We start from the raw sequence: 2,673 nt of genomic DNA on the forward strand, positions 1-2,673 counted from the left end.
GCGCACGTCCTCCCCGGTGTCGGGGACCGCGGTGGCGTCGTCGCGCGCGGGCTGGACGTGCCGGTCGGCGGAGGGCGTGAGCGAACCGCGGGAGGCGGGTGCGGGCGGCGGGTCGGCGGGGCCGAAGAGGTGGACGAGGCGGCCGTTGACCCGGCCCACCACCACTCCGAGCAGGGCGAGGAGGACGGCGACGGACGCCGTCCACAGGTGCGGGTGGAGGAGGAGTGTCGAGGGGGTGGGCATGATGGGAAGCTACCCTTCCGGGGCCCGCGGCGACACCGCCCGGTCCGGCCTGTGGAAAACTCCCCGTACACGAACGCCGCGGCACCGTGTGCCCGCACGGCGCACGCACGGGACGAGGGCGCGGAGCGGCCCACGACCGCGGGGCTCGCGGCCCGGCCGGAAGCGACCGGGACGGAGTCAGTCCCGGGCGGCGGTCCCGGGCCCGTTCGGGGGCGCGTCGTCGCGCTGGGCGCGCACGACGGCGCTCAGTTCGATGCCTCCGGGCAGCACGTGCCGCAGTTCGGCGGTGAGCCGCCCGGCCACGCGCCGCAGGACCTCGTCGTCGCGCTCGTCGAGTTCGAGGCGGATGCCGATCTCGCCGCGTTCGGAGGGGTGGATGCGGACGCGCTCGATACCGAACTCGCCCTTGGTGACCTGGTAGATGAGTCCGAGGACCTGCGGGTCGTCCTTGGGCTCGGGGACGGCGCCGGTCTCGGCGATCATGCTGAGGAAGGGACCCTGAACGGTGTAGGGCACGGGGCCGGCCACGTCGAGCACCAGCGCGTCCGCCTCCTCCTCCAGGGCCGCCTGGCAGGCGTCCCTGACGGTGAAGGGCACGGGGCGCGCGTCCGGGCGCCAGCGGCGGACCGCGTCCACGGAGGTGAAGGCGAGCATGCCGCGCCGCCCGTCCCTGCCGGTCATGATCGGGACGGCGACCTCGCTGTTCTTGTCCTTAGTGAGCCCGCCGACGCCCTCCTCGGTCTCGGTGGCCACGGCGACCACGGGGATGAGCACGCGGGTCCCGCTGAGCGCGGCCAGCACCTGGCGGTCGCCCGTCGCGCCCGTCGCGTGTTCGCGCAGGCGCGCCTCGACCCCGGGATCGACGCTGCCGTCGTCGTCGCGGAAGTTCTGGGCGCCGATGATGGATGGTCTGCTCACGTGCACCGACTCTACCCGTGGGGCGCGGGGCCTGTGGCGGGCACGCCCGAAAGGGCGCGAACCGGGCGACGCGCCCGGTCACCGGCCGCCCTCGGGGTGTGCCGGACACACGAAACGGGCGGGCCCGCGGGGACGGCGGTCGCGGGGCCTCACCCCCGCCGGGCGGCCTCGCCCTGCTCCAGCGCGCCGATGATCGAGCCGAGCTGGGCGACCTGCTCCTCGCTGAGGCGGTCGAAGACCAGCGAGCGCACGCGCGCGGCGTGGCCGGGCGCGGCCTGGCGCAGGAGGAGGGAGCCCTTGTCGCTGAGCACGGCCCACAGCCCGCGGCGGTCGTCGTCGCAGTGCTCCCGGTGCACGTAGCCGCCACGTTCGAGCCGTGCGACCTGGTGGGAGAGCCTGCTCTTGGACACGATGACGCTGTCGGCGAGCACCCGCATGCGCATGCGCCGCCCCTCGGCCTCGGACAGGTGCACGAGGATGCCGTACTCGATGAGGGAGAGCCCGGTACGGGCGCGCAGGTCCTTCTCCAGCTCGTCGTAGACCCAGGCGTTCATCCTGAGGAAACCACGCCAGACGTGCTGTTCCTTGACGTCAAGCCACCCGGCGTTGTTCATGCGGCCCATCGTAGCGGCGTGTCCGAAACCCCCGCTCCGCCACACCGTCGGGCCCCGCGTCGGCTCTCGCCGGAGGAACGCCTTGCACGAGGGCCCGGCATTGCCTAAACTCCTCTTCCGAGGAAGATTCTTCTAAGGCGTCTTGTTACACCTCAGCGAATGGGCCCGGTCCCCGGGTCCGCCGACCCGACAGGGAGACACCATGGCAGCGCAGGAACTCCAGGCCGGAACCTGGAAGATCGACACCGCCCACAGCGTCGTCGGCTTCTCCGTACGACACATGATGGTCAGCAAGGTCCGCGGGCGGTTCGAGAAGTTCGACGCCACGCTGACGGTGCCCGAGGACCCCACCCAGGCGTCCGTCGAGGCCACCATCGACGCCAGCTCGATCAACACCGACAACGGTGACCGCGACAACCACATCCGCTCCGCCGACTTCTTCGACGTCGAGAACCACCCGGAGTTCACCTTCCGCTCCACCGGCGCCGTCGCCAAGGGCGAGGACTTCGTCCTGCAGGGCGAGCTGAGCATCAAGGGCAACACCCGCCCCGTCGAGATCGCGCTGGAGTTCAACGGCTCCACCATCGACCCCTACGGTCTCAACCGCGCCGGCTTCACCGCCTCCACGCAGATCAGCCGCAAGGAGTTCGGCGTGGACATCGAGATGCCGATGGACGGCGGCGGCGTGGTCGTCGGCGACAAGATCACCATCGACATCGACGCCGAGTTCACCCGCCAGGCCTGAGCACGTCCGTGACGGCCGGGCGGACTCCGGGCCGGACGAAGCGGGGGAACACGCGGGACGGGACGGCCTCCCGGAAGTTTTGACGACACACCGTCATCACCTTCGGGGCCGCTCGGATATCGTCAGCGGGGGGAGGGCGCACAGCCCTCCCCC

Annotated in this window: 3 protein-coding genes and 1 pseudogene; 1 reads left to right on the plus strand and 3 read right to left on the minus strand. The window is 71.9% G+C overall.

What is annotated here, in order from left to right:
* From DQW06_RS25570 to DQW06_RS25580, 3 genes and pseudogenes are all read right to left on the minus strand, one after another.
* Positions 1–243, minus strand: a pseudogene (locus DQW06_RS25570) (prepilin peptidase); the annotation flags it as partial.
* Between the two features lie 177 nt (positions 244–420).
* Positions 421–1,161, minus strand: coding sequence for an SseB family protein (locus DQW06_RS25575; RefSeq protein WP_013151925.1), 741 nt, complete (start codon positions 1,159–1,161; stop codon positions 421–423).
* 149 nt (positions 1,162–1,310) lie between these two features.
* Positions 1,311–1,784: a MarR family winged helix-turn-helix transcriptional regulator gene (locus tag DQW06_RS25580; protein ID WP_013151924.1), complete on the minus strand. Its 474-nt coding sequence runs from the start codon at positions 1,782–1,784 to the stop codon at positions 1,311–1,313.
* Between the two features lie 193 nt (positions 1,785–1,977).
* On the opposite strand from DQW06_RS25580, the gene DQW06_RS25585 reads away from it, so the two are divergent.
* Entirely contained in the window at positions 1,978–2,520 is a 543-nt protein-coding gene (locus tag DQW06_RS25585; RefSeq protein WP_013151923.1) for a YceI family protein, read from the plus strand.
* Positions 2,521–2,673 lie beyond the last annotated feature (153 nt).

Origin of the sequence: Nocardiopsis sp. TNDT3 (assembly GCF_003427465.1) — a bacterium.
Classification (GTDB): domain Bacteria; phylum Actinomycetota; class Actinomycetes; order Streptosporangiales; family Streptosporangiaceae; genus Nocardiopsis; species Nocardiopsis dassonvillei.

Bases quoted from the DNA above. Each gene is read 5' to 3' on its own strand.
- DQW06_RS25580 (WP_013151924.1), bottom strand. From the start codon at position 1,784: ATGGGCCGCATGAACAACGCCGGGTGGCTTGACGTCAAGGAACAGCAC.
- DQW06_RS25585 (WP_013151923.1), top strand. From the start codon at position 1,978: ATGGCAGCGCAGGAACTCCAGGCCGGAACCTGGAAGATCGACACCGCC.